General features: G+C 37.7%; 22 protein-coding genes. 7 read left to right on the top strand and 15 right to left on the bottom strand.

Features of this window, described 5'->3' with window-relative positions:
- Nucleotides 1-6: 6 nt before the first annotated feature.
- The 4 genes from VPHSUH08_RS09340 to VPHSUH08_RS09325 form a co-directional block, all read right to left on the bottom strand.
- On the bottom strand, nucleotides 7-1,668 hold the full coding sequence (locus VPHSUH08_RS09340; RefSeq protein WP_105087322.1) for a PIG-L family deacetylase: 1,662 nt from the start codon (nucleotides 1,666-1,668) through the stop codon (nucleotides 7-9).
- Nucleotides 1,669-1,712: 44 nt separating this feature from the next.
- A complete protein-coding gene (locus VPHSUH08_RS09335) occupies nucleotides 1,713-3,746 on the bottom strand; it encodes an LTA synthase family protein (RefSeq protein ID WP_105087321.1) in 2,034 nt (677 codons plus the stop codon).
- Between the two features lie 237 nt (nucleotides 3,747-3,983).
- Nucleotides 3,984-5,162, bottom strand: a complete 1,179-nt coding sequence (locus VPHSUH08_RS09330) for a transcriptional regulator (RefSeq protein WP_105087320.1) — start codon at nucleotides 5,160-5,162, stop codon at nucleotides 3,984-3,986.
- A gap of 467 nt (nucleotides 5,163-5,629) precedes the next feature.
- Nucleotides 5,630-6,229 carry a class I SAM-dependent methyltransferase gene (locus tag VPHSUH08_RS09325; RefSeq protein ID WP_105087319.1) on the bottom strand — a complete coding sequence of 200 codons (600 nt, stop codon included), beginning with the start codon at nucleotides 6,227-6,229 and terminating at the stop codon, nucleotides 5,630-5,632.
- 254 nt (nucleotides 6,230-6,483) lie between these two features.
- Between VPHSUH08_RS09325 and VPHSUH08_RS09320 the strand changes: the two genes are divergently transcribed.
- The 3 genes from VPHSUH08_RS09320 to VPHSUH08_RS09310 all read left to right on the top strand — a co-directional run bounded on the left by VPHSUH08_RS09320 (nucleotide 6,484) and on the right by VPHSUH08_RS09310 (nucleotide 12,391).
- Nucleotides 6,484-7,839: a hemolysin family protein gene (locus VPHSUH08_RS09320; RefSeq protein ID WP_004692934.1), complete on the top strand. Its 1,356-nt coding sequence runs from the start codon at nucleotides 6,484-6,486 to the stop codon at nucleotides 7,837-7,839.
- Between the two features lie 428 nt (nucleotides 7,840-8,267).
- The gene (locus VPHSUH08_RS09315) at nucleotides 8,268-9,332 is read left to right on the top strand and encodes an efflux RND transporter periplasmic adaptor subunit (protein WP_105087318.1); all 1,065 of its coding nucleotides are present in this window, start codon (nucleotides 8,268-8,270) and stop codon (nucleotides 9,330-9,332) included.
- On the top strand, nucleotides 9,329-12,391 hold the full coding sequence (locus VPHSUH08_RS09310) for an efflux RND transporter permease subunit (protein ID WP_105087317.1): 3,063 nt from the start codon (nucleotides 9,329-9,331) through the stop codon (nucleotides 12,389-12,391). Before VPHSUH08_RS09315 ends, VPHSUH08_RS09310 begins: the two co-directional genes overlap by 4 nt.
- Nucleotides 12,392-12,476: 85 nt before the next feature.
- Here VPHSUH08_RS09310 and VPHSUH08_RS09305 read toward each other — a convergent pair whose 3' ends face one another.
- From VPHSUH08_RS09305 to dnaA, 11 genes are all read right to left on the bottom strand, one after another.
- Nucleotides 12,477-12,794 (bottom strand): YbjQ family protein, encoded by a 318-nt coding sequence (locus tag VPHSUH08_RS09305; protein WP_105087316.1) that lies wholly within the window; start codon nucleotides 12,792-12,794, stop codon nucleotides 12,477-12,479.
- 168 nt (nucleotides 12,795-12,962) lie between these two features.
- Complete coding sequence (locus VPHSUH08_RS09300) at nucleotides 12,963-13,502, bottom strand: hypothetical protein (RefSeq protein ID WP_105087315.1); 540 nt, start codon at nucleotides 13,500-13,502, stop codon at nucleotides 12,963-12,965.
- Between the two features lie 59 nt (nucleotides 13,503-13,561).
- Nucleotides 13,562-14,101: a hypothetical protein gene (locus tag VPHSUH08_RS09295; protein WP_105087314.1), complete on the bottom strand. Its 540-nt coding sequence runs from the start codon at nucleotides 14,099-14,101 to the stop codon at nucleotides 13,562-13,564.
- A gap of 166 nt (nucleotides 14,102-14,267) precedes the next feature.
- Nucleotides 14,268-15,749: an amino acid permease gene (locus VPHSUH08_RS09290; RefSeq protein ID WP_105087313.1), complete on the bottom strand. Its 1,482-nt coding sequence runs from the start codon at nucleotides 15,747-15,749 to the stop codon at nucleotides 14,268-14,270.
- Nucleotides 15,750-15,759: 10 nt separating this feature from the next.
- Nucleotides 15,760-17,661: a DNA topoisomerase (ATP-hydrolyzing) subunit B gene (gene gyrB, locus VPHSUH08_RS09285; protein WP_105087312.1), complete on the bottom strand. Its 1,902-nt coding sequence runs from the start codon at nucleotides 17,659-17,661 to the stop codon at nucleotides 15,760-15,762.
- A gap of 77 nt (nucleotides 17,662-17,738) precedes the next feature.
- Nucleotides 17,739-17,987, bottom strand: coding sequence for a DUF370 domain-containing protein (locus VPHSUH08_RS09280; protein WP_105087311.1), 249 nt, complete (start codon nucleotides 17,985-17,987; stop codon nucleotides 17,739-17,741).
- Nucleotides 17,988-18,000: 13 nt separating this feature from the next.
- On the bottom strand, nucleotides 18,001-18,903 hold the full coding sequence (locus VPHSUH08_RS09275) for a DUF721 domain-containing protein (protein ID WP_105087310.1): 903 nt from the start codon (nucleotides 18,901-18,903) through the stop codon (nucleotides 18,001-18,003).
- The gene (gene recF / locus VPHSUH08_RS09270) at nucleotides 18,890-19,990 is read right to left on the bottom strand and encodes a DNA replication/repair protein RecF (protein ID WP_105087309.1); all 1,101 of its coding nucleotides are present in this window, start codon (nucleotides 19,988-19,990) and stop codon (nucleotides 18,890-18,892) included. Before recF ends, VPHSUH08_RS09275 begins: the two co-directional genes overlap by 14 nt.
- A 3-nt stretch (nucleotides 19,991-19,993) precedes the next feature.
- Complete coding sequence (locus VPHSUH08_RS09265) at nucleotides 19,994-20,227, bottom strand: RNA-binding S4 domain-containing protein (RefSeq protein WP_105087308.1); 234 nt, start codon at nucleotides 20,225-20,227, stop codon at nucleotides 19,994-19,996.
- A 252-nt stretch (nucleotides 20,228-20,479) separates the two neighbouring features.
- A complete protein-coding gene (gene dnaN, locus VPHSUH08_RS09260; protein WP_105087307.1) occupies nucleotides 20,480-21,592 on the bottom strand; it encodes a DNA polymerase III subunit beta in 1,113 nt (370 codons plus the stop codon).
- 408 nt (nucleotides 21,593-22,000) lie between these two features.
- Complete coding sequence (gene dnaA, locus VPHSUH08_RS09255) at nucleotides 22,001-23,575, bottom strand: chromosomal replication initiator protein DnaA (protein ID WP_105087306.1); 1,575 nt, start codon at nucleotides 23,573-23,575, stop codon at nucleotides 22,001-22,003.
- Nucleotides 23,576-24,561: 986 nt separating this feature from the next.
- Here dnaA and rpmH point away from each other — a divergent pair.
- The 4 genes from rpmH (at nucleotide 24,562) to VPHSUH08_RS09235 (ending at nucleotide 26,240) form a co-directional block, all read left to right on the top strand.
- The gene (gene rpmH, locus VPHSUH08_RS09250) at nucleotides 24,562-24,696 is read left to right on the top strand and encodes a 50S ribosomal protein L34 (RefSeq protein ID WP_004692946.1); all 135 of its coding nucleotides are present in this window, start codon (nucleotides 24,562-24,564) and stop codon (nucleotides 24,694-24,696) included.
- Between the two features lie 79 nt (nucleotides 24,697-24,775).
- Nucleotides 24,776-25,135 carry a ribonuclease P protein component gene (gene rnpA, locus VPHSUH08_RS09245; RefSeq protein ID WP_004692947.1) on the top strand — a complete coding sequence of 120 codons (360 nt, stop codon included), beginning with the start codon at nucleotides 24,776-24,778 and terminating at the stop codon, nucleotides 25,133-25,135.
- 49 nt (nucleotides 25,136-25,184) lie between these two features.
- Nucleotides 25,185-25,406 carry a membrane protein insertion efficiency factor YidD gene (gene yidD, locus VPHSUH08_RS09240; protein ID WP_012865047.1) on the top strand — a complete coding sequence of 74 codons (222 nt, stop codon included), beginning with the start codon at nucleotides 25,185-25,187 and terminating at the stop codon, nucleotides 25,404-25,406.
- Between the two features lie 168 nt (nucleotides 25,407-25,574).
- On the top strand, nucleotides 25,575-26,240 hold the full coding sequence (locus tag VPHSUH08_RS09235) for a YidC/Oxa1 family membrane protein insertase (protein ID WP_105087305.1): 666 nt from the start codon (nucleotides 25,575-25,577) through the stop codon (nucleotides 26,238-26,240).
- Nucleotides 26,241-26,246: the final 6 nt, after the last annotated feature.

Genomic DNA, 26,246 nt, shown 5'->3' with positions numbered 1-26,246 from the left:
TCCCTCTTATTTATAAGCTTTTCCCGCTTTATATCCCTTTTTATATTTTGATTTTACTTGTAAATAATCTAATTTATCTTGTAATTGATTACACTTCAAAGCAAACCAATCTTTAAAGGTACCTTTACGAATAGTGCCTTCACAAAATACAGAACCATCAATAGACTCTAGCCGCAATTGTAATGGCTTAGTTATTAACTCCCGTTCAATCAAAATCTGTAATACAGATTCATCGATATATTTATCATTGATAAGCCATCTATATGTATTTTTTTGTTCTGATTCTCTATATGTAAGCATATCTTTTCTAATGCCTTCAATATAAGACGTAATCATAGGGATTTTTTCGCCTGGATACACCACCCAATTATACATAAAATGATTATCTGCTAATATATGACAATAATCATACTTATCATTAGTAGCACTATACAATTCTATTTCAGATAACCCCAAACATTGTTTATCAATATATATATCAATCCACTCTAAGAATAATGGTTTATCAAAAATATAAGATATACCCTGCCCTATATGAATAATTTCATCTAGTTGCACATGTTTACCAGCACTAGTTTCAATACGAATAGAGCATAATTCATGAGACTTATGTACACTACCAAATAACTGAATTACCTGTATCTGAGTAATTTTTGTAAAAGAAATATGAACCTTACGTTCTGTATCATCTACTGATGGCATCCACATATAGTTATTTGCATCATATACATTAGATTTGACATCTACAGTGTTAAAACGTAAAAAGTCATTGAGATAGTTAGCATTCCCAGATGAAACTGTTATATCTGCATGTAAAGCTATATTATCGGTTCTTCTTTTCCAAAATACTTGATCACCATTAATAAGTCGAGAACCACGTTTATACCCTTCTTGACTCACATGAGACGCCATAGCCTTAAAAATAGGATTTTGTATTAATTTCTTTTCTCGACATGCTTGAGGAACCGAAATTCTTAGACGATGTATCCAAGATAAAGTTGGATTCCCTGTACTAAATTCATCAGTTGGTAATGCTTTTTTATTTATTACAGTAGATAATAGGTGATTATTATAGTAATCATCTATCGTTTCATAGCCTGTAGCATAAGCAAAGCCTTTTAAAAGTTGAGGTCTAAACTCAGTATGTTTTATAATCCATTCCATTGCAGTTTCAACTGTAAATGTACATAATCTATGGTCTACATGAGTATCATAATCCGTTGCTATAATTGTATCTGGTTTAAAATGTAAAATTACATCAATCACAGATTCTACAATACCATTCCAAGAATATGGTTTGGGCTTAGACATTACTAAACTAGCAAAATCAGCTCCATATGTTTGATTATGATTAGCATGACTCGTAATAATTGCCGATTTATTATAAATGATTTCATGACCAATAAAATCGCCAAATCCTAAGAAAATAATATTCTCTTGAGGTAATCCAATTTCTTTAGCCATTTGATATGTCTCATTACATCGCACATCAAAAGTATATTCATAATCACCATTTGTAAGAAAAACTACATATACCTCTAGCCCTTCTTGTATCGCCCCATATATAGTGGCACCAGCCATATTAATCTCATCATCTTCGTGAGGAACAATAAACATAACTGAATGACCATGAAAGAATTTTTCATAAGAAAAACTAGATGTATTCATAAATAGAAAAACTCCCAATTACTAATTCTATATATTATTTATAATTACTGTATAACATCCCCATGTTTAATGCGCCATGCCGCAAGTTCACGCATATTTTTAATCATATCCCCATAGGATTGAGGCATGCTCGCACTTTGTTCTAACACTTTGCCACTTTTATCGAGATATAGTCTATGATTAAATACAAATTCCTCTTGTGTAAACAAGCTTGGTACCATTGCTTCATAGGTTTGACCAGGTCGGCCTACCAATTCCGCTAAGGTTGGAATGATTTGAATGCTCATGCCGAACGCATTAGGCGCAAGCCAATCTTTATGAATGCCGTGGCCGTAAAAAATAATCGGAATAGTAGATGCCACATTAGGACCTACTTCACGAGCAAAGTTAAAGCGTTCACTATGATCACCAGTGATGACGAAGAGCGCAGACGGATCTGCTTTTTCTTCATTAGCAATAAAGTTCCCCATCACGTGGTCTGCGTACCAAATATGACCCATTTCATTCAATTGCTTTTCATCATCGGAAATAGAATCAGGTACATGACCTTTCACCTTGCTCGCATCAAAGCCTTCCTTGGCCACATTGATGCTATACGGCGGATGATTAGAGGTTGTCATAATCACATTGAGGATTTTTTCCCCTCTATGCTGATCCATGTAGGCAGAAATAGCTTTAAACAAGTCTTTATCGCCTACGCCCCAAGCATTGCCGTCTTCGCTTGGCATTTCAGAGGCATCGTGGAATTCATCGAAACCTTGAGATAAAACAAAGTTTTTAACATTTTGCCATGTGCTAAAGCCACCATACCAGAATACAGTCTTGTAGCCTAGCTTTTTCATAACAGAACCAATGCCTAAACCATAGGGCTCTTTGAAACTTTCACCTTCATAGTTAGGATATAGCCCTGTATCGGGCATCCCTGTCAACAAACCATTGATGGCTGGCATCGTGCCCGTGCCTTGCGCAAGGGCTAGCTGCGTGCTCATCGCTTGAGGGCTAGCAGCATATTTACGACCTTGCTCAACGAGGTACGCCCCAGGCTCGTTATATTCAGCGAGGAACGGCCACAAGCCATAGGATTCTCCAAGAACGAGGTTTATAGACTGCGGTTGATCCGCTAATCGTTGTGTCGTAATGGTTCTCGTGAAAGAACCGTCAAAATTTGTACCGTTAAACTTACCACCAACGGCAGTGATTTTTTCATTTAACTCTTGAGGCGTTAAGTTAATAACCTCAAGCTCAGCCGTCCGTTTTACAATGCTTTTAACACGATAAAGAGCCTGTACGTCGTCTAGAATATTTTCGTTCAACAAATTGGAACTAAGTCGGGCCGCACTTTCCCAGTTGATGGAATTTGTATAGCTGAAAGCGCCGCCGAATCTAAAGAATAGGCCGAGTACACCGATAGCGACAGTTAATCCAATGCCCGTCATCCATTGCGTTTTCTTCGATTTAGGATACCAAGTAGTACAAAGTCGTTGATGATCTGCAGAATCACTATTTCTTAGAGTATCTGCATCATCACCATTCCTTAGGTCAACAGCGTAGTCACTATATTTCTTCGTGTTCCACGCTAAAAAACGAACTAGGAACCAACAAAGAGCTGCACTCAATACAACAGCTCCAACGATGTACATCAATGCATTATATTCATTGATGGCTGTATTGATAATGGCACCGATATCATCGTTTTTACCATTGATGAGCATCGCATTATAGGAAGAATTGAAGATTTTATAGAATGGAATACGTCCCAGGAATAAGAAAGTTAACAACACCGTTGCAATAGAGTAGACAACCTGTTTGATCCGTAAGGACGGCCATTTAGGTACAAAGGTATGCACCAAAGTGCCCCCTAAAAAGCCCAATAAACACAAAGAACCGACGGTCTTGAGACTCAATCTAAAGCCTAGCCATAAGGACGTGAGGATATTCTCCATCGTCACAGAAGCTAGTTGTGATTGAAATACTGCAAGAAACACGATTCTAAATGCAGTCAACAAAGCAGAGAAAAAGATAAATACCTTAATCTCTGTTCGTATGCCTTCAAATAATCGCTGCCATCGGTTCATCATTAACCCCTAACTGTTGAATCTTATAACCAAATTGTTAATTCACTAATCCAACTATATTGTTACAAATATAACAAAACTACATAACTATCAATTATTTCGGATATTTCTTACATTTAGGACCTTTACATCGTTTGCATTTACCGCATCCACGGTCGATAGTCTCAGCACCTGCTGATTTCTTTGCACTAGCACTCTCCTTGACCATCTTTTCAGAGGCCTTACTATTCCATACGGAAACTATCGATTCTGCTTTTTTGCGGATTCATCCTTTTTGGATTTTTTATCCTTTTTCTTGTCTTTCTTCTTATCTTTTTTCTTGAAAGTATCAGCTAAGAAGACTGTTTTTAACTTATCATTTAAGACTTTAAGCTTCTTTTCAGCTTTGTCTTTCTTTTTCTTTAACTTTTCTTCGTCTTTAGAACGTTTTTGTTCCTTAGACTTCTTATGTTTTTTCTCTTTTTTATCTTCTTTAGACTTTTTATCTTTCTTAGATTTTTTCTCGCCTTTAGACTTTTTGTCTTCTTTGGATTTCTTATCCTCTTTAGATGTTTTATCTTCCTTGGATTTTTTATCGTCCTTAGATTTCTTATCTTCAGAACCGTTGATACGCGCCCATTCATCGTCAACGCGTTTCAATTTCTTTTTAAGAAGCTTCTCCATCTTCTTATTTATTTTATCGGACTCTAAACCAGCTTTACCAAATAACAAAGCATTCACCGCCGTGTATGGATCGATAGACGACATATCCTCATCGTCCACGTTAGCTTCCTCTGATTTCTTATCTTTTGAAAGTTCATCAAGACCATCTACATCTAACGCTTCATCCTCATCTAAATGATGAATTGCTAAGCTTTCAACGCCTTCTAATGGTTTTACATCAAGGTGCTCAATCGCAGTATCTTCAAAATCCGCCATTTCCTTACCGGAGCTTTCACCAAAACCAGTAAAGAGACCACCTATAGATTTTAATTCATTCAATTTAATATGATTCATGCCCACCGTAGAATCATGATGCACAGGAACATCAGATAATTGTACCTGTTCCATAGCATATGCATCATCATTATAACTAGCGCCCTTGCCAAGTTCAGATGTATTAGAAATGACGATATCTTCCTTATCGTCGCCTAACACATCACCAAATAGATTTTCTTCTAAAGATTCGTAAGAATGCAATAAGGCCATACGTTTTTGAACATCTTCAATTTGATTCCACAAATCAACGAGAGAAGATGTATAGTACACCCGTTCTTTTACCTCTAAATACGCTTGGTAAACGATAGATAATTCGGTCTCATTAAGGCCTTCCTCTGCACCAATTTCTTCAATCATTTGTTGAATCTGTTGATCTCGGTCATATCGTTTAATTAACGCTTTACGAATGCGTTCAATCAACATTGTATCGATGAGTTCCATATGCACCTCCTATATTCAATACACTCAGTCCTACCCGCTACATTAGCGTATACGAATCAATGTATAGAATCATAAAAATGAATTGATTTTATAATCTCTAATATATTATTATAGCAGAATTTATCTGCTTTTTCCTTAATAATATGTGTAAAAGTTCCTTAAAAATAGAATAAAACCTCAATTTAAATACGTCCCTAATAGTATGCATTTCATACTACTAAAACACTATTCAAATCGAGATTATTTAATCAAATTTATATACATCATATTCATATATAAACTTACTATATTAAAGTCTGATATTTATTTGTTACATCAATATAATATGTATTGCATCAGTCTAATATGTATTGCATCCATCGGATTTTTAACTGTTACATCAAAACATATCTAATTGTTACATAAAGGTCTTTAAAAGTCTTAAATTATTTCATTATAAAAGTCTTAAATTACTGCACTAAACTGCACTAAAACAAGTTAACTGAATAGACGAGAATTCGCTCCTTTGCATCGCTAGCCTCAAAGAGGTCACTACAATCAATAGTTTCCTCTTGTTCCAAACGCACATGGTTATTTAAAAAGTTCTCCACCTCTTCATTGACATAGTAGAAAAATAACTTAATCTCCCGAGGATTATGATATAGCGAATCAAAGATATTTCCTAGTACCCGCTTAATCGTATGGAGTGCAAAGGGATTAAAGAAAAAGCATCGATCAGCCTGATCTGGCAATTCATACAGCGCCGCATCACCTAGTACAAAGCTTACACGATTGCGAGCAGCAGGGCTTTCACCATTGATCAAAGCCTTTTCATAGAGCCGTTCATCGTATTCGATGCCTATAGAATGGCAGCCCGTTTGGTAAGCCATGAAAATACTAACTCTACCCTTGCCACTGCCATAATCGATGAGTATATTTTTCTTGCGAATATGACCGCTATTCGCCAAGCGCTCCAGCACGCAATAATCCGTCGGCTCGTACGGATGATGCTCCGTATCGGAATGACTATCATCGCGACCAGAGGTTTTAATTTGTAATACACTTTCCCACTCTTGCTCTGTTGCCATCTATATAATCCTATTATGAGGCCAAAATATATGACCTAATATTTAATACTAATCTTAATTTCTATACATACTATACCCTTATTAGGGTACTATTTACTAGTCCAGTAACACCTATAGTATATAACAAAAGCATCCACATCGGGTGCTTTTGTTATATGAAACACTTATTAATGCCGATATGGTATACTAGGAGTAATATTTCTATTATTCTCATGTGCAGAATTATATGTCATTAAAAAGGAGTATCTACTTACATGGACAGTGATCTGACCTTAGATTTTATTATTATCATTGTATTAATCATCGCAAATGGTTTATTCTCCATGACAGAGTTAGCCATTGTAAATGCGAAAAAACGTAAACTTGAAGAATTAGCAGAATCAGGCAATGAACGCGCGAAAACAGCCTTTGAATTATCGGAGAACCCAAATGAAATGTTCTCTACCATTCAAATCGGCATCACCCTCGTAGGCATTTTAACTGGTTTGTATTCTGGTGCCACCTTCTCTAGTCCATTAGAAGAAATTTTAGTATCAAATATTCCAAGCATCGAACCATACGCAGCCTCTGTGAGCTCCTTCATTATCGTCGCCATCATCACCTATTTATCCCTCGTTATCGGCGAACTCGTGCCTAAACGCTTGGCCTTAAATAGCCCTGAAAGCATTGCCGTTGTAGTAGCAAAACCAATTTACTGGCTATCTGTGGCGTTAAAACCAATCGTTAGCTTCCTCGGCGTTTCCACAGAATTTCTCTTAAAAATGCTAGGCGTTACTGTAAAAGAAGAAGCGCCTGTTACAGAATCTGAAATTAATAAAATGCTTACCGAAGGCGTTGCTATGGGTGCTTACGAAGAAGAAGAACCTATCCTCGTAGAAAATATCTTCCATCTCGCAGATATGAACGCAGGTGACATCATGACGCCTCGTACACAGCTCAAATGGATTGATCTTAACGGCACGGAAGACGAAATCATGGAGGTCCTCAAGAATGCCAACCATTACCGCATTCCTGTAGGTACCGATTCCTTGGATGAATTAAAGGGTCTCGTTACCGTATCCGATGTATTAGTTCAAATTATGCAACGTCCTAGTGAAAGTTCCATTCACGATATCATCAAAGCTTGTTTGAAAGAACCAGTTCTCGTTCCTGAATCCATTTCACTCATGAAATTATTGAACGTTCTACGTACAGAAGGCGTTCACGAAGCTATTATCCTCGACGAATATGGTGGTTTTACTGGCCTTGTCACCTTGCATGACATCATGGAAGAAATCGTAGGTCTTATGCCTTCTGGTGAGGAAGAAATCAAGGAAGAAGAAAACAAGATCATCGAACGCGATGGTGCATGGCTCGTAGATGGCCTTCTCAACGTAGATGAATTTAAAGAATTCTTTCACATCGATCAAGAATTGCCAGGCGAAGAAGACGACTTGTACAAAACTATGGGCGGTCTCTTAAACGTCCTCTTCGGTCGTATCCCAAAGGAACTCGACAAGGCAAAATGGAACGGCTATACCTTTGAAGTCATCGATATGGATCATACTCGTATCGATAAAATCCTTGTAACCTATGAAGAACCTATTGTAGAACAAGAAGAAGAAAAATAAAGTTCAAATTATATAGACAAAAGCTAAAAAAGTGAGTTCTCTTACTATGAACTGTACACCAAAAAATTGGACATATTTTTGGATACAGCTTAATTAATAGAGGACTCACTTTTTTGCTACATTTTTGTATTCATAAAATAAGTAATACAAATACTAGCAAAATATAGATTACTTTTAAAAATTATCATTAAAATATATCATCAATTATATAAATTAAGTATATAATTCTTTAATTTTCTGCATAAAGGCTAGAACTTTCAATATAAATATAGTATTATTAAATTGTATAAAATATATAATTAGTTTTTTCTATAAAATATATAATTAGAAATTAGAGTTTTCTAATATACATATAGAGTCCTATGATTACTACCTATTTGTAGTTCTGTGTCATAGGGCTTATATGCGGTAGTCAAAGGAGAGATTCTATGAATCAACGAATCATAGCAACCATAGGAGCCCTATTAATAGGGACCGCGATTATTAGTGGTTGTGGATCAGAAAAGCCACCTGAAGATACAAGTCTCAAGGTGCGTACCATCACTATAGGTGAAGAGTCTGGAACTACTGATGCTGGCTATGCAGGCACCATTCATAATAAAACAGAAACAAACTTAGCCTTTCAAATTGGAGGGCGTGTCATCAACAAATTTGTAAATGTTGGCGATGTAGTGCAAGCAGGCCAAGTGATTGCTCAAATCAATGGTTCAGATACATCAGCTCAGGTGCAAAATGCTGAAGGTGCTGTAAAAGCTGCTCAATCGGCCTACGAATTGGCAGAAACCAATGCTAAACGATACCGCGAGCTCTATGCACAACAAGCGATTAGTAAATTGCAATTAGACCAAGCTGAAAATCAATTGAATGCCACATCTGCTCAATTACAACAAGCACAAGCAAGCCTTAATTTGAGTAGCAATCAAAATAGCTATACTAATTTGACGGCTCCTGATACAGGTATTATTACAGCTTTCAATATTGAAGCAGGACAAGTCGTAGCAGTCGGTCAAAGCGTTGGTACCTTAGCGGCTGGTCACGACCCAGAAGCAGTCATTGCCCTTCCTGAACAAGAGTTGAGTAAAATTCATGTAGGTAGCCCTGCTACTATTACCTTCTGGGCCTTACCAGATGTAACAGTACAAGGCGTAGTGCGTGAAATTTCACCAGTTCCTGACCCTGTAGCGAGAACGTATACCGTAAAAATTACCTTACAAAATGCGCCTAAAGAGGTACAGCTAGGTATGACGGTCAATGCTAATCTATCTACTACAGATAATACCAATATTTCTATTCCGTTGACGGCTCTTGTAAAAGACTCTAACGGCAATAATGCGGTCTATATCATCCGCGATAAGAAGGCTCATCTCGTGCCTATCAAGACTGGTGAGTTCGGTAAGAACTCCGTCATCGTTACATCTGGTTTAGCTAAAGGTGACATTGTCATCACCGCAGGTACCCAACAATTACAAGAAGGGACGGCGGTTAGTCAATGAAACAATTTAACTTAGCCGAATGGGCTCTTAAACACAAGTCCATTATCTACTACTTCATGGCTGTGCTCCTCACCTTTGGTATCTTCTCATTCACCCATATGGGACGCATGGAAGATCCTGATTTTACGATGCGCACCATGGTGGTCGGTGTTGCTTGGCCGGGGGCTTCTCCACAAGAAATGTCGGATCAGGTAACGGACAAACTCGAAGAAAAACTACGCGACCTTCCTGGTGTAGATTATACAAAATCTTTTACAGATGGCAGCAAATCCGTTATTTATATCAATTTAAGAGAGGATTTGCCATCCGATAAGATTCGCCCCGCTTGGGAAGAAGCGCGGAATATGATCAACGACGAATGGAAATCATTGCCTGCAGGCGTTCAAGGACCGACCATTAACGACAGGTTCGACGATGTATATGGCATTATCTATGCCATCAGTGGTGATGAGTATTCGTACGAAGAAAAACGACAACAAGCAGAAGACTTAAAACGTCAGCTTTTATCTGTTCCTAATGTTAAGAAAATCAGCCTCATTGGGGTTCAACAACAAACCCTCAATGTAACCATAAACAAGGATAAACTCGCATCCTATAAAGTCAGTACACAACAGCTGTTAACAGCGCTTAAACAGCAAAGTATGATGGTTCCAGCTGGTGTGATTACAACGGATACAAACAATGTATATCTCCGCGTCAACGGCCTATTCGATAGTCCTCAAGCGGTGCGAGATATGCCGATCCGCATCAATAACCAAACCTTGCGCCTCGGTGACATGGCCAATGTAACCATGACCTACCAAGACCCTAGCGACCCACAGTTCTATTACAAAGGCAAGCCAGCCATTGGCATCGCTATCTCCATGGATGCAGGGGCTAATAATATCGAATTCGGCGAAGCCATCGACAAGAAGCTCGGAGAATTACAGAAAACGATTCCTGCCGGCCTCGAACTCAATCAAGTATCAAATCAACCGCATATCGTTAAGGAATCCATCGGCGATTTCTCTCAATCCTTATTTGAAGCCATCGCCATCGTATTGCTCGTAAGCTTTGCATCCCTTGGTTTACGAACAGGTATTGTGGTAGCCCTTACCATTCCAGTCGTTGTGTCTACGACGTTCATCTTGATGTATGAAAGCGGCATTTATCTACATAAGGTGAGCTTAGGTGCCTTAATTCTAGCTTTAGGCCTCCTCGTAGACGATGCCATCATCGTTGTAGAAATGATGAGTGTTAAACTCGAAGAAGGGTGGGGCCACTTTAAATCGGCTACCTTTGCTTATCAATCTACAGCATTTCCTATGCTATCTGGTACGCTCATTACCTGTGCAGGCTTCTTGCCATTAGCATTGGCACAAGGTATGGTAGCAGAGTTTACAAAATCTTTATCCATTGTTGTATTTATGGCACTCATCCTATCTTGGTTCGCCTCTGTTCTCGTCAGCCCTGTATTGGGTTATAAAATCATTGAAAACAAGGCTCCAAAGCCGGAATCGGAATGGACTAAACGAGACCGTATCATGCACAAGCTCAATGTGACCTTCTATGATAAGTTTGAAAAACTATTACATTGGGCACTAGGACATCACAAGGTAGTCTTATTAGCTACTCTAGGTGCCTTCGCTTTATCCTTGCTTTCACTACCGTTGATTAAACAGGAATTTTTCCCATCATCAACGCGTAATGAAATTATTGTATCCATGCAATTCCCTCAAAGTTCGTCCATCGAGTATACTGCTAACCAAGCAAAAATTATTGATGAACATTTGCAAGGTGACGAACGTATTTCAACCTTTACCTCGTACATTGGACAAGGTTCTCCGCGTTTCGTTCTCACCTTAGAGCCAGAATTGCAACGAAATAATTTCTTACAATATGTGATCGTCACAAAATCCTTAGAGGATCGGGATAAACTGTATAATGAATTAACGTCTTATTTAAATGAAAAATTTCCTTCAGCCCTCGTAAATGCTCAATTTATACAAATTGGGCCTCCATCTAAGTACCCTGTTATGCTCCGCGTAGCAGGTCCTGATCAAAAAGTGGTAAAAGAAATTGCCAACCAAGTAAAAGCAAAAATGCAAGACGATAAAGACTTACAAAATATCGCCTTTGACTGGCCAGATACAGAACCTGTAGCCAATATTCACATCGATCCAAACAAGGCACGTTTACTCGGCATCGATAGCTACGCTGTATCCTTGCACTTACAAAGTCTATTGTCTGGTACTAAGTCTGGTGAATACTACGAAGGGAACCAAACCATTCCTGTTACCTTCCGTTTAGGTGACAACGAGCAACATAACTTAAGTGCTCTTTCATCCTTGCCAATTCAAACAGGCAATGGTTCCTACGTACCTCTTAACCAAATTGCAACTATTACCATGGCTCAAGAGGATGGTATTATCTGGCATCGCAACATGATGCCAACTATTAGTGTTCATGCGAATGTAAAAGCCGGTGTCTTAGGCAATGCGAAAACAAAAGAGGTCTATAAATCATTACAAGACATTCGAGATTCCTTGCCTACAGGCTATTCTATTGACCTAGACGGCGCCGCTGAAAAAAGCGAAACAGCCGTTCAAAAGCTATTAACACCAATCCCAATTATGCTCTTTGTAATCATGACAATCCTCATGTTCCAATTAAAGCGTATCGCCCTCATGTTAATGGCTCTACTCACTGCTCCATTGGGGCTAATCGGTGTTGTATTAGCACTTAATATTACGAGAACACCGTTAGGCTTTATGGCTATTCTAGGAATCATCGCCCTCTCGGGTATGATCATCCGTAACTCCATTATCTTGTTAGACCAAATCGAAATCCACAAGGCAGAAGGCCAAGAACCTCGTGAAGCAATTATCAACTCCGCTACACTTCGTTTCCGCCCTATCATGCTCACCGCTATCGCAGCGATTTTAGGCATGATTCCTCTCATGGGATCTGTATTCTGGAGCCCATTGGCTATCGCCTTTAGCGGAGGCCTACTAGTGGCAACTATTCTAACACTCATCGTATTACCAGTCATGTACGCAAGCTGGTATAAGGTAAAATAGGATACCATAAGGCAAGATAAGATAAAACACAATACAAAAACCCCCTATAAAAGTTTCTAATACTTTTTATAGGGGGTTTTTTGTATTAAACTACTACAGCTGTACCATTGCATGTAATCATAAGCATGCCATTTTGTGCGCCTACTGTGCTATATTGGAAGGATACGCCAATAATAGCATTAGCACCCAATTTAGAAGCTCGTTGAGACATTTCGTCGAGAGCTGCTTTGCGCGCATTCATCAAAGAATCTTCATAGCTACCGCTACGACCACCAACAATGTCTCGAATACCAGACATGAAATCTTTCACAAAATTACGGCCTTCTACGACTTCACCAAATACAATACCTTTGTACTCTTGTACAGGTCTGTTTTCTACATGCATAGTTGTTGTAATAATCATAGTTCTCACCTCAAACTTAATTACATATATAATAAGCTATTACAATATAAATATATTAACATAAACAATAATAGCATCACAGAGTAATATTCTTAATATTTGTATCAACAAAATTTTCTATTTTATATTTTTCAATAACTAATAAATAATAGTATTTATTCTTTATAACTAATAGTTAACATATTGTCTTAGTTCCGTAGTAAATCCACTAAATGGATCAGAAATATGTGTATCATCCATTTCATAGAATTTAGGAATTTTGACTAATTCTTCAATTAATTTTTTAGAAGTATATTTTGTATCATCTATTGTTACTGTTTTAGATGATACTTTTTTGTATTGTACAGAATTTAATATGATATTATTACTATCTTTTACTTTTAAAGTATGTGTTTCTAAGTCAAATGATTCTAGGGTTTTAGCATCTATATAAAAATCATTATTTACATAATAGTACTTATCTAAATCTGGATTATATCGTTGAATTGTATATCTCATTTCTATAGCAGGTTTGTTTTGGTAAGTAGTCTCTTTTTGTAGAACAATAAGATAATAATGTTTATTATCTTGTTTAATTTCTTGTCCATCTTTAATTTTTACATATTCACCAGCTATATCCTCTGCTGTTTGTGTTCCACATCCAGTAAATAGTATTGAAATAGATACTATCGATATAGCCGCTAATATAAAAGTAATAAACTTTTTCATAGTTACCTCTCTTTTACTACTCTTTTTCTTTGATTTAATTATATCTATTCTATTTATCATTAATAATAGACATATTTTCTTAATTCAGTTGTGAATCCACTAAATTGATCAGAGATATGTGTATCATCCATTTCATAAAATTTTGGTATTTTTACTAAATCTTTTATTAAATTATCAGCTGTATAATTGGTATCATCCATTTTTATAGTATTAGATGATACTTTTTTATATATAACACCATGTAGTGTTATATTTTTATCATCATTTACAGTAAATGTATATTTCTCTGAATCAAATGATTTTAAAGTCTTTGGATCCATATAGAAATCACGATTTACATAATAATACTTATCTAAGTCTGGATTATAACGTTGAATTGTAAATCTCATTTTTACAGCAGATTTATTTTCATTAATTACATCTTTTTGTAAAACCATAAGATAATAATGTTTATTATCTTGTTTTATTTCTTTTCCATCTTTGACTATAATATATTCACCTGTTAAATCATCTGCTGTTTGTTCTCCACATCCTGTGAATAATACTGAAATAGATAATATAGATATAGCCACTAATATAAAAGTAATAATTTTTTTCATAGTATTCTCTCCTATACTAATTTTCTTTATTTCTGTTATTTTGATTCTAAAATTTTTTTAGAAATCATTATATATATCATACAGTATAACTAATATAAATACAAAAAAATCCCACTTAACCATACTTTTACAAGAAAGATTAGATTAAGTAGGATTTTATTTTATGTTATCTATCGAAGTCACGATCAAGGTTAACTTCTTTTAACGGCACAACTTTAGTTTTGTTGATGTATTTGTAACCAAGGTACACTGCGAAGAAGATTGGCAAGCCAATATAGGCAACGGATACGCCGTACCAGTCGATGGTATCACCTGTGAAAGCGGAGTAGTTTTGACCACAGATAATGATGACGCAAAGAATAAACGCCAAGATTGGGCCAACTGGGAATAACCACGCTTTGTATGGCAATTTACTAAGATCTCTGCCTTGTGCAATGAAAGCACGACGGAAACGATAATGAGATACTGCGATACCAACCCATGCGATGAAACCGCATAAACCAGAGATATTAACAATCCATGTATAGGCTGTACCTTCGCCAATAAAGCTTGTAAGGAATGCAAATAAACCGATTGCTGTCGTTAAGATTAACGCAGGCACTGGAACGCCGCGTTTATTTAACTTAGCAAAAATTTGAGGTGCTTGACCTTCCTTAGCGAGTGCATACAGCATACGCGTAGAAGAGTACAAACCAGAGTTACCAGCACTCAATACAGCCGTTAAGATGATAGCATTGATAAAGCTAGCAGCAAAGGCAAAACCAAAGCGGTCAAATACGAGTGTAAATGGAGAAATAGATACGTTCTCTACACTAGAGTTCAACAAATTTGGATCTGTGTACGGAATCAAGAAACCGATAACCGTGAAAGCACCGATATAGAACAATAGAATACGCCAAAAGATTGTATTAATCGCTTTTGGCACGTTCTTTTCAGGGTCTTCCGCTTCACCAGCGGCTACGCCGATAAGTTCAGTACCTTGGAAAGAGAATCCTGCCACCATAAAAATAGCGAGAATAGATTCCCAACCACCTACAAATGGAGCTTCTCCTACGGTCCAGTTCGCAAATCCTGGAGATGTGCCACCTATGCCAAAGATAAGCATAAAGCCACAGAATAGGAATACGAATACGGTAATCACCTTGATGCTAGAGAACACATATTCACTTTCACCAAAGGAACGAGTAGATAAATAGTTCAAACCGAATAAAATGAGCAAAAACAGAGCAGACCATACGATGGCAGGCACATCAGGGAACCAATATTTCATGATGAGCGCCCCTGCTAATACTTCAGCAGCCAAGGTAATAGCCCAGTTAAACCAGTAGTTCCAACCTAAGGCAAACCCAAAGGCAGGATCTACATAACGTTTTGCATAAGTCCCGAAGGAACCTGGAATTGGTAAATATGTGGCCATTTCCCCAAGAGATGTCATAAGGAAATAAACCATGATACCAATGAGGCCGTAAGCTACAAGAGCACCACCAGGGCCAGCTGTACTTACGACTTCACCACCAGCAACGAATAAACCTGTACCGATAGCACCACCCAAAGCGATCATATTCATATGACGCGCCTTTAGGGAACGTTTTAGGTGTTGATCTTTGTTAGACGTAAACTCTACGTTATTATTATGATTATCAGACATGGGTCACCTCTTACAAATCTAGATTACGCACGTATTTTGCGTTATCTTCAATAAATTTACGACGAGGCTCTACCTTATCACCCATGAGGACCGTAAAGATTTTGTCGGCTTCGATAGAATCTTCTAAGCTAACTTGTAGAATCGTACGATTTTCAGGGTTCATCGTAGTTTCCCATAATTGTTCAGGATTCATTTCACCTAAACCTTTGTAACGTTGGATTGTAGTACCATCGCGGCCTACTTCATCAAGTTTAGCAGTCAACTCTGCATCAGAGTATACATACCAATGAGATTTACCCTTCTTGATTTGATACAAAGGTGGTTGAGCAATATAGATATGACCTTCCTCTACCAATGGTTTCATATAGCGGTAGAAGAATGTTAACAACAATGTACGGATGTGAGCGCCGTCAACGTCCGCATCTGTCATGATGATAATCTTGTTATAACGGGATTTTGTAATATCGAATTCATCGCCAATACCTGTACCAAAAGCGGTAATCATGGAGCGAATTTCGTTATTAGCCAAAATCTTATCGAGGCGTGCTTTTTCTACGTTAAGGATTTTACCACGCAATGGTAAAATTGCTTGGTAACGACGATCGCGACCTTGTTTTGCAGAACCGCCTGCAGAATCACCTTCCACAAGATAAATTTCAGTCATAGATGTATCTTTTTCGGAGCAGTCCGCCAATTTACCAGGAAGGCTAGATACTTCCAACGCATTTTTACGGCGTGTTAAGTCACGGGCTTTACGAGCGGCCTCTCGAGCACGGCTTGCCATCGTTGCTTTTTCGATGATTTTCTTCGCATCTTGAGGATGTTCTTCAAAGAATGTTTTAAGACCTTCTGTAACGATAACATCTGTAATACCTTTAACTTCGCTATTGCCAAGTTTAGTTTTTGTTTGACCCTCAAATTGAGGTTCCAACACTTTTACAGATACAACAGCTGTCAAACCTTCACGCACGTCTTCACCGGAAAGATTGGACTCATTTTCCTTGATCAAACCAGATTTACGGCCATAATCATTGAGGGTGCGAGTCAAAGCAGCACGAAAACCAGATAGATGTGTACCACCATCAATAGTATTGATGTTATTTACAAAGGACAACAAGTTTTCGCTATAGCTATCGTTATATTGCAATGCCACATCTACCACAACGTCATCTTTTGTATTTTCAATGTTGATAACAGTTGGATTAATTGCTTCTTTATTTTCATTCAAGAAGGTAATGAAAGAAACCAAACCACCTTCATAGTGGAAACTTTCAACACGAGGTTCCTCTAGGCGCAAATCGCTCAATGTAATACGAAGGCCTTTGTTAAGAAATGCCAATTCTTGTAAACGCATTTTCAATGTATCAAAGCTGAATACGGTAGTTTCAAAGATTTCTGCATCTGGCTTGAAAATAACTGTAGTACCAGTTCCTGAAGCTTTGCCGATTTCGTGCAACTCGGAAGTTTTATGACCACGAGCAAAGGAAATCTCTTGAACAATGCCATTTTGAGATACTTGAACCTTAGTCCATTCACTCAACGCATTAACTACGGAAATACCTACGCCATGAAGACCACCAGATACCTTGTAGCCGCCACCACCGAATTTACCACCGGCATGCAATTTCGTTAATACTAGCTCTACCGCAGACATACCAGATTCATGCATTCCTGTTGGAATACCACGACCATCATCGACAACGGTAACACTGTTATCTGGATTGATGGATACTTCGATATGTGTAGCGTAACCAGCAAGCGCTTCGTCTACAGAGTTATCTACAACTTCGTATACGAGGTGATGCAAACCACGAGCAGACGTACTACCAATATACATCCCTGGGCGTTTACGCACCGCGTCTAGACCCTCAAGAACCTGAATATTCTGAGCGCCATAATTTTGTTCAGGCATGAAACAAACTCCTCCTAACAATCTATCATACTGTACTTGATTGAAATAAAGTGACAAAACATGTACAGGATTAAACTTTATCTCTTTATTATACTATAAAACTCATCAATCCGTCTCATTAAAGTCTTAATACTGATACCAGATCCATACACACAAGCATCAGTGACCACATATGTCTTGATTTGCTCCTCTGGCACCATGGCGATATATTCTAGCGTTTCATAGTGATGAATAGGACTTTTATGGGACTTTCCGCCCTTGGCATGCACTATCGTGATGATGGATTCAATAGGTACGGAAATGGTATCTCCAATATGAACGTACATAAGAATGCCCCCTCTACTTTTCTAATGTCCCATTAAGAGCATCAATTTTGCGCTGTTCCTCTTCAGCGAGGAACTTTGATCTATATTTATTACACAAATTGATAACATGCTGATCCGTTAGCTCATCAGGCTTCTTATGGGTGATGAGCATGGCCACCATAAACATATGACGGCGATTGATGGATCCTTTATAAATCTTATCCAGGTAAAAGTATATGGATTCCCGCATCGCTTCTGCAAAGTCTGGGAAAGTACACTGTATAAATTGCTGACAGTCGCTGTATTTAAAGTACGGATACTTTCTAATAACAGACTTAATGTCCTTAATATGTTTTCGATGCAATTCATATTCACAAGTCGGACAGATTTCTTTTTTAGATTTCATGTGCATGCCACATCGCTTACAACGATGATACCCATGCTGCTCTAAATATATTTCACGCTTTCGAGCCGTAATTTGTACTTTTCTGAAAGCAGCTCGTAATTCTTCGTTATCCGTTTGTTCTAAGGATTTATCGATGGCATCTACATCTTCTTTTGAAAGCACGATATTAGCAAAATTAATACGTTTTGTAATAATCTGTTCATCAGGAATCGTGAGAGACGTATTAATTTCTACTTTCACATAGCTCTGACGTTTCATGATGAATCGAATATCGGTGATTACTTCTTGGCGGTAATACTTGTTGATAGCCTCGATGATACGTCGTTTTTGCATCTGTAATTCCTGCATCCACATGGAATTATCTGCACTGATAACCATGTCTGGAGGCTTGATGGACACAATTTTTGTATGATCGGCGATGACATCACCTACTACATTACGCCACTTGTGAACGAGGGTATTTAATTTATATTGTTCCAGTAAATTCAGTTCTGCTAAGGCCTTTGGTAAACAAAGATCAAGGCTGTCCATACTGAACCTGTCCCCCTTCACAAGAAATAAATTGAACGGATTTCAAATCTTTAAAATCGTGAATATCTGTAGTGGTAATAAATGTTTGAATTCGTTTATGAATAAACTGCAATAAATTCGCTCGTCTCGACTCATCAAGTTCGCTCAATACATCATCCAAGAGAAGTACTGGATATTCTCCTACCTCTGACTTGATAAACTCAAGCTCACTCAACTTTAAGGACAATACAGCGGTTCGTTGCTGCCCTTGCGATCCAAATTTCTTTAAATCCATCGCATCGGAAAAGAATCGTAAATCATCACGATGAGGACCTACACTAGTGCTCAAACGATGACGATCTTGCAGCAACGCTGCTTTGATGCGTTCGTAAAAGCCTTCCTTTGTATATTCCAATGAACCATTGTCCATATACGGCTGTTCATAACCAATGGTTAAATTCTCAAGGCCACCTGTCAATTTACGATTCATCAAATCGATGAGCAAATTGATTTTCTTTAGGCTTTCTAATCGTTTCTTTACGATAAAGCTCGCCATATCTGCTAGCTGCAAATCCCATTCTTCAATAGGAATAATATTCTTTCCTCTATATTCTTTTAGGACTGCATTTCGTTGCTGTAACAGCCGATTATACTGCATCAATTGATGATAGTAAGTAGCACTAGTCTGAGATATTTCCATATCGAGGAATCGCCTACGACCAGACGGAGTTCCCTTGATGAGCTGTAAGTCTTCAGGACAAAAGATAACTGTATTCAATGTACCAATCAGTTCTTTTTGAGATATTTTTGTGTCATTTAAACGAATATCCTTAGCCCCTTGGCGGAATAATTTAATATTTACCTTTTGAGGCGTATCTTTTTTCTCGAATTTTACAACTATGCCTGCTTCTTCGGCATTAAACATGAGCATATCCGAAGTATCGTTAGTACGATGGCTTTTACCAATCGTACCAACATAAATCGATTCGAGGATATTCGTCTTACCAGCTCCATTGGTGCCGTGCAGAACGATAATCTCAGGGTTAAACTGTATCTGTACATCCTTATAATTACGAAACTGGAATAATTGCAGTGAGTCAATTCTCACCGATTATGCCTCCTCTTGTGTAATTATGAGATCTACATCGAGACCTTCACAAGAAATCACATCACCAACGCGGCATTTCTTGCGTTTTTCCGTTACGACCTGACCATTCAAGGTAAGGATGCCTTCATCGATGAAAGATTTAATTTGACCACCTGTTTCAATAATGCCTTCTAACTTCAACAACTGATCAATTTGAATGTACTCCGTATGAATGGGTACCTGCTGTTGCTCTTTCATAACGTCCTCCTATTTGGACAATTTGCATAATAATATATATCATACTGAGTCCAGGTCGCTCTCTGAGCATTTTTCTTCGAAAAATTGCACGCTCCGACCAAAGTTATATTTGGTTGGAGCCCAAAGCACAGTTCTTCACTTTGGATTTTCTTAGATAACTTTGTTATCTAGAAAATCTTACGTTCAGAACAAAGCGATGCAGTGTCTCTGTCGTCGCAAGCTCCTCCATTGACTACTGCCCTGCTTTTACTTTTATGCATTCGTGCGAACTGGTGTTACTACGTATGTATAGTTCGAATTATTGTCTTGGCGAATGACAACAGGACCATTTTGTTTTAAGAACAAGTGGATATTGTCGCCTGTGCTGTGACGCAAAATATCAGAGATGTAACGACCATTGAAGGAGATTGTAAAAGGTGTACCTTTAAATTCAACAGCTACGTCTTCTTTAGCCATACCGATTTCAGTATTTTGAGTAGACAATGTGACATTGCTTTCAGACCAATCATAACGAATTACGTTATAGCTGATGTCTTTAGCCAATAAGGATACGCGATCAACAGCACCAGCGAATTCGCGGCGGTCGATTACAGCGCTAGAATCGAATTGGGAAGGAATTACCTTTTCATATTCAGGATACGTGCCTTCGATTAAGCGAGAAATAATATAAATAGATTCAAAATTAAATACGATTTGTGTGCGATTCCAAATGATATTGATCATGGCTGGATTATCTGTTGGTAATAAACGAGATACTTCAGCTAACGTTTTTGTAGGAATGATAGCGCGCATTGGAGTAGTTGCTGGCTCATCGATAGTGATTTTTTTAACAGCCATACGGTGTGTATCGGTAGCAACCATAGTGACTTCGTTTTCATTGATTTCAAGAAGAGCACCGGTAAAAACAGGACGATCTTCATCAGTAGCTGCTGCGTAGTTTGTTAAATCGATGAGTTCTTTCATAGCAAAGCTATCGATGTTTACATGATCTTGGTCGTGAATTTGTTCAACCAAGGAGAAATCATCTGGGTGTAATGTAACAAGATTAAATTCGGAAGATCCAGATGTGATTGTCAAAGAATTTCCGTCTTCTGGTTTGTAAAGTTCGATAGTATCGCCAGGTAATTTACGAATTAATTCTTGGAAATAACGGGAACCTACTACTAATGTGCCAGGTTCTTTGATGTCGCCGTCAATTGTTAAACGGATACCAAGTTCAAAGTCGTTACCTTGCAATTCTACCTGACCATTTTTTGTAGTTATGTAAATAGCACCTGGTAAGTTGGAACTTGTTTTATTTTGAGATACCTTTTGCAATACGTTGATTGCTTTTTGGAGATTTGCTTTTGGGAATGTAATATGCATATGTTACTCCTTTTTGAAAGTTTTATATTAATTTATATAATTGGATTTTATTATTAACTACTATATTATTTCTAATATATATGTTGTTTGTGATTACAATTTATATATATTGTAGAAGCACTAATAATTACTTGTTTTATTTGTAATATTCTATGTTTGCTATTGTAGATGCTCTATATATATTCTACGATAGATCTGTTTCTACTGTTTTTCTGATTGTTTTTTAGTTTTAGTAGTAGTAATAGTAGGGGTCTGTTTATATGTGTAAAAGTAAATCGGCGCCAATAATTGTGTGAATTATGAGCTGTGCATAACTATGTTAATAGTTTGTACCTACTTATCCACATATTCACACCAAAGTACAAGTTTTGTGATATCCACAAAGTTATTCACTATATATCCACAGAGTTATCCACAGGTTGTTAATTTCTGTTTAATTTCTGCAACCATTCGTTTAGTTTCTTCGTTTTTTTCAATTTCCTTCGTTATTTTATCGTACGCATGGAGAATTGTCGTATGATCACGAGAGAAAGCTGCTGCGATTTGTGGATAGCTTTCATTGATCATATCGCGGCATAGATACATGGCGATTTGCCGTGGAAATGCGAATTGGGCTTTTCGTTTCTTGCCAAGTAGGTCTTGCTTTTTAATATTGAAATAGGAACTTACAAAATTCTGGATGCTTTCAATATTAACTATATTTACCTCTTCTGTGTGAACGAGGCCCGCCAAGGCGTGTTTTGTGTATTCTAGGTCAATAGATTCTAGACGTTGATCGATAGATGCTGTACCGATGAGCTTGGTGAAAGCACCTTGCAATACGCGGACGTTTTCGCTAAATTGCAATGCTACGTAGTTGATAGAGTCATTATCTATGCGAATAATGCGGTTCTTTTTATATTCTCGTTCGAGCAGCGATCTGAAGATGGCGATGCGCGTTTCTAAATCTGGATTTTCCATTGTTGCAATGTAGCCAGCTTGGAAACGAGAGCGAAGACGATCTTCGAACTGCTCCATATCGTTTGGCATCGTATCAGAGGTAAGTACGATTTGCTTGTTGTTATTTAGCAATTCATTGAACGTATTAAATAGCTCAGTTTTCGTACTTTCACGGCTTTCAAGGAATTGAATATCGTCAATCATGAGAACATCGATATTGCGGAACGTATTGCGGAATAGTTTACCTTGGTTGCGCTGCAATGTTTCGACAAAAATATTCATAAAGTTTTCGCTTGTAATGGACATAACCTTCATATGTGGATGATGCTCTTTGATAGCATTGCCGATGGCATGCATCAAATGCGTTTTACCCAGGCCTGAAGGACCATAAATAAAGAGCGGATTATAGTCTCCACCAGGGAACTCAGCTACATTTTGAGCAGCCCCAAACGGAATGCGGTTCGCATTGCCCGTTACGTAGTTATCAAAACGGTAAGCTGGATTGAGATTGGATAATGATAAATCCACAGGTACATTGTCAGACTGCAATGTTGGCAATGTTTCTGCTGTTTTCTTCGGTGCCGCTACCATTGGCTCATCTGGAATATCCACAGGCGCTGGCGCACGGTCGATGTAGATAGGCTCTTGATAGACCGGTGTGTAAAACTCCTCTTGATGAGCCTTTTCCTCTACTACAGGTGGTAAAGGCATTGGCGGTGCTACAACTGGTGTATCGATGAGACTTTCATCAACAAAGGTAGTATCTATACTCTCTTGATTAAAATCGAATAAAACCATATCTCGAGGAGAGCCGATGACTGTGGTAATTGCATCTTGTAAAGCTTTACTAATCTGCGGTTGCTGGTCGATTAAGTTTTTTACAAATGTTTGCATGACCCCAATATGGATCGAATGACTATCGAGAGACATGGGAATCAACGATGACGTGACGCGCAAATACAATGCATCAGGTAAATGTTGCATATTCTTTTTCGCCTCTTGCAATATATGCTCCCATATATTATTTAAATCAAATGATTGCATGACGTGCCTCTTGTGAATAACTATTGCTATAAATGTGTATAACTTTAGGAATAATGTGTATAACCATTATAAAAGCTGTGGAAAAACCTATTATTCCTGTGAATAACTTGTGTATAACCTGTGAATAAGTAAAAATAAAAGTCTATTTTATATAGATAATTACTGACTTTTTAGTTATTATAAACTAAAAGAGAAAAAATGTGGATAACCTCGAAAGTTATCCATCAAAAACCTATAAAAATATACAATTTTTCCTAATTTCAGTTATGATTGTACCAAAAAATAAGTAATTTGTCATTCAATCTGTGGATAACTTTTATAAACTGTTTATAATGTATATTTTAATTTTCTCTTGGTATATCTATTACTTTTGGGATAGGACGTGAAACTACTTTTATCGCTCCATTCTGACACAAGTCGCTCAAAAAGTAGTTTCACTTCCCCTCCTCCAACAATATAATTTTATGATTTTTATACATACAACCGAAAAAGTAATAGATATACCTTTTATCAATCTACATTAGATCTGTTTATAAAACGTTATCAACACAACTTAAATGAAAATCGGGGAGAGAAGTCAGAGGAAATTAATAGCATCAATTGTCCCCCTTTCCTATTAAGAGGTTAAAAGGTAAGATTTGTTAAATTTTAGATCTGTATTCTGAAAGACTTTTAGATTTCCTATAAAAACTGATACTACTTTTTATACTGGTGGTAGGTGTATGAGTAGTCATTAGAGTGTGTTAGGAGCAGGAATAGATGTGGATTTTTGACCGACTTACGATGAGTATGGAGGAAAAAAACCACATCTATTCCTCCCCCTATAAAAGTAGTATCAGTTTTAAGTTCTATCGGATTTAAGTAAAATCCACATGAAAGTCTTTCAGAATAGCCCTAAATGATTGACAAATTTACGTTTTACCTCTATAATTACCCTGTTATGGTATAAGTAAAACAATACAGAATGACGAGGAGGTGTTTTACTAATGAAACGTACTTACCAACCAAATACTCTTTGGAGAAAACGTACCCATGGTTTCCGTGAACGCATGAAAACTATTGGTGGCCGTCTCGTTTTGAAAAGAAGACGTGCAAAAGGCAGAAAACGCTTATCTGCATAATATAATAGCTGTTAGGCAGGAGAAAAAACTTGGCGCTGCTGCCAAGTTTTTCTATTCTTAGGACTTAAGGACAATGCATATGGATTATTGCCTTGATAAAGCAAGACGACTGACGCACAATAATGAATATCGCCTTGTGTATAAGCACGGAAAATACGAAGTAGGCCGTATGTGTGTACTGTATCGTATGCCCGTGGCAAAGCAACCTACGCGCATTGGTTTTGTAACAGGTAAAAAGGTTGGTTGTGCAGTGGAGCGCAATCGAGCTAGACGCCTGATGAAAGAGGTATATCGCCTCAATCAGCACGCCATTCGCGAAGGGTATCATATCGTAATTGTTGGACGTGGCCCTCTGAAAAACGCTACCTACGAAAAAGCGGAAAAGGAGATTTTGTATCTCTTGCGAAAAAGCAAATTATTGATACAAAATGATAAATAGGACCACAAGTTAGAAGGCTTTGGTCCTTTTTGTGTATATGGAGGTTTCCATGAAACGCTGTATAACTATGCTTTTACGACTTTTAATTAGGTTTTATCAGCTCGCCATATCTCCCTTAAAACCTGGATGTTGCCGTTATTATCCGACATGTTCCACATATACTCTGCAGGCCATTGAAAAATATGGTCCTTTGAAAGGTAGCTGGATGGGTTTAAAACGCATTCTTCGCTGTCATCCTTTCCATAAGGGTGGCTACGATCCAGTTCCCTAACCCACGTGGGATTAGGCTGGATGCGTTCTATGAAAGTTACTTTCACAAAAACTATCGAGCACAGTTTTGGAAATACCTGAGCATCTGTATGGATGAAATTTAGACCATACCATAACGATATATAGATGCGCAAAGGACGATTTCGGACTGTATGAAAAAGGAGAAACAATGGACTTTTTAAGTGGTATTTTCCAACCTATCGTTGATTTAATGAGCACATTGGTAACCTATGCGTTCCAATTGACTCAAATGATAGGTTATCCAAGCTACGGTGTGGCTATTATCTTTTTAACAATCGTTATCAAAGCGATTTTGGCACCACTTACTGTTAAGCAAATCAAATCCATGAAGGCTATGCAAGAATTGCAGCCTCGCATGAAACAATTGCAAGATAAATACAAAAACGATCCTGCAAAACTGCAAGCGGAAATGGGTGCATTGTACAAAGAAATGGGCGTTAACCCATTGGCTGGTTGCTTGCCATTGTTGGTACAAATGCCATTCTTGATCGCGATTTATTGGGCTTTGAAAGATTACCCATACGATCCAAACTTTGTACAATTCTTGTGGTTGCCTAGCCTTGGCGATCCAGATCCAATGTACATCTTACCTATTTTGAGTGCATTATCCACATGGGTTATGTCTCGTCAAACTAGTAATGGTGCAACTGGTGCAGCTGCGCAACAACAAAAGATTATGACAATCTTTATGCCTTTATTCATTGGTTACATTTCTTTGAGCTTCCCATCTGGTCTCGTTATCTACTGGGTAGTTTCTAACGTATTCCAATTGATTCAACAGCATTTCATTTACAAAAATTTGAACGCTAAGTAGGAGGCA

The sequence above is a fragment of the Veillonella sp. S13054-11 genome (genome assembly GCF_002959795.1).
Taxonomy (GTDB): domain Bacteria; phylum Bacillota; class Negativicutes; order Veillonellales; family Veillonellaceae; genus Veillonella; species Veillonella parvula_E.
The sequence above is the reverse complement of the archived record's forward strand: the minus strand, read 5'-3'. Positions and strand labels throughout refer to the sequence as shown.

Coding starts and splice junctions, on each gene's coding strand:
- VPHSUH08_RS09320 (WP_004692934.1), top strand. CDS start 6,484: ATGGACAGTGATCTGACCTTAGATTTTATTATTATCATTGTATTAATC.
- VPHSUH08_RS09280 (WP_105087311.1), bottom strand. CDS start 17,987: ATGTACGTTCATATTGGAGATACCATTTCCGTACCTATTGAATCCATC.
- dnaN (WP_105087307.1), bottom strand. CDS start 21,592: ATGCATATTACATTCCCAAAAGCAAATCTCCAAAAAGCAATCAACGTA.
- VPHSUH08_RS09305 (WP_105087316.1), bottom strand. CDS start 12,794: ATGATTATTACAACAACTATGCATGTAGAAAACAGACCTGTACAAGAG.
- VPHSUH08_RS09325 (WP_105087319.1), bottom strand. CDS start 6,229: ATGGCAACAGAGCAAGAGTGGGAAAGTGTATTACAAATTAAAACCTCT.
- VPHSUH08_RS09330 (WP_105087320.1), bottom strand. CDS start 5,162: ATGGAACTCATCGATACAATGTTGATTGAACGCATTCGTAAAGCGTTA.
- yidD (WP_012865047.1), top strand. CDS start 25,185: ATGAAACGCTGTATAACTATGCTTTTACGACTTTTAATTAGGTTTTAT.
- rnpA (WP_004692947.1), top strand. CDS start 24,776: ATGGATTATTGCCTTGATAAAGCAAGACGACTGACGCACAATAATGAA.
- VPHSUH08_RS09265 (WP_105087308.1), bottom strand. CDS start 20,227: ATGAAAGAGCAACAGCAGGTACCCATTCATACGGAGTACATTCAAATT.
- VPHSUH08_RS09340 (WP_105087322.1), bottom strand. CDS start 1,668: ATGAATACATCTAGTTTTTCTTATGAAAAATTCTTTCATGGTCATTCA.
- VPHSUH08_RS09335 (WP_105087321.1), bottom strand. CDS start 3,746: ATGATGAACCGATGGCAGCGATTATTTGAAGGCATACGAACAGAGATT.
- dnaA (WP_105087306.1), bottom strand. CDS start 23,575: ATGCAATCATTTGATTTAAATAATATATGGGAGCATATATTGCAAGAG.
- rpmH (WP_004692946.1), top strand. CDS start 24,562: ATGAAACGTACTTACCAACCAAATACTCTTTGGAGAAAACGTACCCAT.
- VPHSUH08_RS09300 (WP_105087315.1), bottom strand. CDS start 13,502: ATGAAAAAGTTTATTACTTTTATATTAGCGGCTATATCGATAGTATCT.
- VPHSUH08_RS09315 (WP_105087318.1), top strand. CDS start 8,268: ATGAATCAACGAATCATAGCAACCATAGGAGCCCTATTAATAGGGACC.
- VPHSUH08_RS09275 (WP_105087310.1), bottom strand. CDS start 18,903: ATGGACAGCCTTGATCTTTGTTTACCAAAGGCCTTAGCAGAACTGAAT.
- VPHSUH08_RS09295 (WP_105087314.1), bottom strand. CDS start 14,101: ATGAAAAAAATTATTACTTTTATATTAGTGGCTATATCTATATTATCT.
- gyrB (WP_105087312.1), bottom strand. CDS start 17,661: ATGCCTGAACAAAATTATGGCGCTCAGAATATTCAGGTTCTTGAGGGT.
- VPHSUH08_RS09290 (WP_105087313.1), bottom strand. CDS start 15,749: ATGTCTGATAATCATAATAATAACGTAGAGTTTACGTCTAACAAAGAT.
- VPHSUH08_RS09310 (WP_105087317.1), top strand. CDS start 9,329: ATGAAACAATTTAACTTAGCCGAATGGGCTCTTAAACACAAGTCCATT.
- VPHSUH08_RS09235 (WP_105087305.1), top strand. CDS start 25,575: ATGGACTTTTTAAGTGGTATTTTCCAACCTATCGTTGATTTAATGAGC.